The following is a 2,870-nucleotide window of genomic DNA, read 5'->3' as shown; positions in this document are numbered from 1 at the left end:
GCTACGCTCCTCGCAATGACCCAATTTTAAAGCTTGGTGCTAGGCGCTCGGCGCTTCTCTTTTCTTCCAGCTTCTAGCTTCCCGCTTCAAGCTATCTTTTAGGTTTTATACGTGTATTCCGTGGCAAACGTGTTTTTCTGTTAATTCAAAATTCAACATTCAGCATTTAAAATTCAACATAGCCTTTCCCGCTTTTTTGCTCTGCCACTCTATCCGCCAGCCGGCTTGGTTAGGCTTTGCCTGATAGGTTTGGCACACAAATAACCCCACGACCGCCACTAGGCTGTCGCCTTGCATCAGCAGTGGCATACTTGCTCTTTGCCACGGGGCAATCGCATATTCTTGCCATAACTTCTTAAGGGGCCGAGACCCTGCGCGGCCATAGGGTTGGGCGCGTAACCCACTGCGGTTAAACACTAATTGCAGCACATTAATATCAACATCGGCGGCTAAGTCGGCGTTTTCAGACACCCAGCTTAACTTTAATTGCCCCACCCCAACGTCAAGCCATTGCTCGCCCTGTAAGCTCGCCAATTCAATAGGATCCGCCATAGCAACCGGCACATACAAAGCGCCTTGGTAGCGCTGAATAACCTGCTCAGCAACTCGCACTTTAGGGCTGGCATCTGGGCGTGCCAAGGCAACTTCTTGCCAAATGGCCTGCAACTGACGCCGACTCGCATAAACACCTTGGTGCTGTAACCAATAGCGCAACACATTGTGCCGCCTCGCTTGGCTTAACGATTGTAAATGAGCGATTAGTACCCCCCCGCCACTATTGAGTGATTGGGGTAAGTCTTGTACCGCCACTTCTTCGGCTAAGTCTGCCTGCTCGGCACACAACTCGGCACTGCGCGCTAAGGTAGTGGTAAAGGATGGCCATTTTTGTTGCAGCATTGGCATAATCCGATTACGTAAAAAATTACGATCAAAGGCATTATCACTATTACTCGGATCCTCAACCCACTCTAGCCCTTGCTGATAAGCATAGGCTTCTAACTGCGCTCGTGAACAAGGCAAAAGTGGCCGCCACTGCTGAGCCATGCCAAGCGCTTTTTTAGCAGGCATAGCCGCTAACCCGCTCACTCCTGCACCACGCTTAAGAGCCAGTAGTAAAGTTTCTGCCTGATCATCTAAATGATGGCCCGTTAACAAAACCTCATTGGGCTGTAAGCTCTCACTAAATGCCTGATAACGCGCCGTGCGTGCCGCCGCTTCTAGGCTGACTCGGGGTCCCAATTGCACATCCACCGTTAGGGTTTGGCAACTAACCCCTAACGACTCGGCCACTTGCTGACAATGTGCCGGCCACGCATCCGCCGCCGACTGCAAGCCATGAGCAATATAAATGGCCCGCACGGCCACCTTGTGCTCAGCCGCCAAGCGAGCCGTCAGCGCCAGCAATACCGTAGAATCTAACCCACCACTAAACCCCACCACCAATGCATGCTCTGGGGCTAAGTCACTCATTTGCTCACTAAAAACTGAGTATAATTCCATGCTCACCTTCACCTAATACCAATCTGTAAAACTAACTGATCAAGACTTTTCGCCACGGAACCCACAGAAGAACACGGAAAAATAGAGATAAGATCTGAAAAAGACTTTATAGGGTAAGAGCCAAGCACCCAACTATTAGTAGGGAAGCCCTTACCATTAGAGGTATTTGATTCGTTATCACTTTTCGCTCTTGCCTTTTCTGTGGATTCCGTGGCAAAAATAGTCCTTAGTTTTTTACTTAATACAAACTGACCATATACTTACTTAGATTGGTATAGCTCAGCCCAACTTATTTTATTGGGCATCTATATCACTAAATATCACCGACTGATTACGGCCGCTATTTTTTGCCTGATACAAGGCCTGATCGGCTTCTACCAATAGCTGATGCTCATCACCATTATTGTCGATTTGTGCAATACCAATACTAATGGTCAGTCGCAGGTTATCAGCAATATCACTGTAGTTATAATTCGCCACTGCCAACCGTACCCGCTGGGCTACCTGATAAGCGGTACCAGTGTCAGTATCAGGCAACAATAAAGTAAACTCTTCACCTCCCCAACGAGCAGGATGATCCATGGCGCGAATGTTCTCTTGAATAACATTGGCCACTATTTGAATCACCTTGTCGCCCACAGCATGAGACAAGGTATCGTTCACTTGTTTAAAATGATCAATATCAATCACCATCATACTCAAGGGAGCAGGATGTCGCTCTCGTCTTGCCATCATCACCGCCAGAGCTTCATCAAAGGCTCGTCTATTAGGTAACCCAGTCAGTGGGTCTTCTCGTGCCTGTAATTCAAAAGCTTGAGCTTGTTGCTGCAACTTTTGTGTTTTATCGGCCACTTGACGACTCAGCTCTTGATTATGATATTTAAAAAACTGCACGCGCAACTGCAGTATTAGCCAAAACACCACCAGCACTAACGCCGCCATCACAACCCATAACCCACAACCTAGTATTATCTTGGGTTAAGCCCCAAATACCAGGAGCAGGCAATCCACTTTCATCACCCCGAGTAAACACACGAAACTGGCGGCCATTATAACGCGCCACGCCTTCCCAAGTTACAAATCATAAATAACCTTCTGCCGCTTGGGCAATATCATTAATTCTGTTGTGTGGTAGGCCGTCGCGGGTGGTCCAATGATCTTGGTGAGGGGGCGAGATAAAACCTAAAAGATAGCTTGAAGCTTGAAGCTAGAAGCCGGAAGAGAAGGTCTAGATTGGGTACAGTACGAGCCTGAAGGATGGATTGCTTCGTGCCTCGCAATGACCCAAATGTAGTCATTGCGAGGAGCGTAGCGACGCGGCAATCCATTCAACAAGCGAGGGTATAGTGTAAGGTTTTTATTACGTCCGC

At 48.2% G+C, this 2,870-nt stretch carries 2 protein-coding genes; both read right to left on the bottom strand.

Features of this window, described 5'->3' with window-relative positions; genetic code table 11:
• Positions 1-159: 159 nt before the first annotated feature.
• Positions 160-1,500, bottom strand: coding sequence for a tRNA lysidine(34) synthetase TilS (gene tilS / locus ACTHY5_RS11735; RefSeq protein WP_441879917.1), 1,341 nt, complete (start codon positions 1,498-1,500; stop codon positions 160-162).
• 294 nt (positions 1,501-1,794) lie between these two features.
• On the bottom strand, positions 1,795-2,442 hold the full coding sequence (locus ACTHY5_RS11730) for a GGDEF domain-containing protein (protein ID WP_441879914.1): 648 nt from the start codon (positions 2,440-2,442) through the stop codon (positions 1,795-1,797).
• Positions 2,443-2,870: the final 428 nt, after the last annotated feature.

The organism is Oceanisphaera sp. (genome assembly GCF_052084945.1).
GTDB lineage: Bacteria > Pseudomonadota > Gammaproteobacteria > Enterobacterales > Aeromonadaceae > Oceanimonas.
This window is presented reverse-complemented; position numbering and strand designations above follow the sequence as displayed.

What these genes read in the sequence shown, in the direction of transcription:
- ACTHY5_RS11730 (WP_441879914.1), bottom strand. Translation starts at nt 2,442, where the DNA reads ATGGCGGCGTTAGTGCTGGTGGTGTTTTGGCTAATACTGCAGTTGCGC.
- tilS (WP_441879917.1), bottom strand. Translation starts at nt 1,500, where the DNA reads ATGGAATTATACTCAGTTTTTAGTGAGCAAATGAGTGACTTAGCCCCA.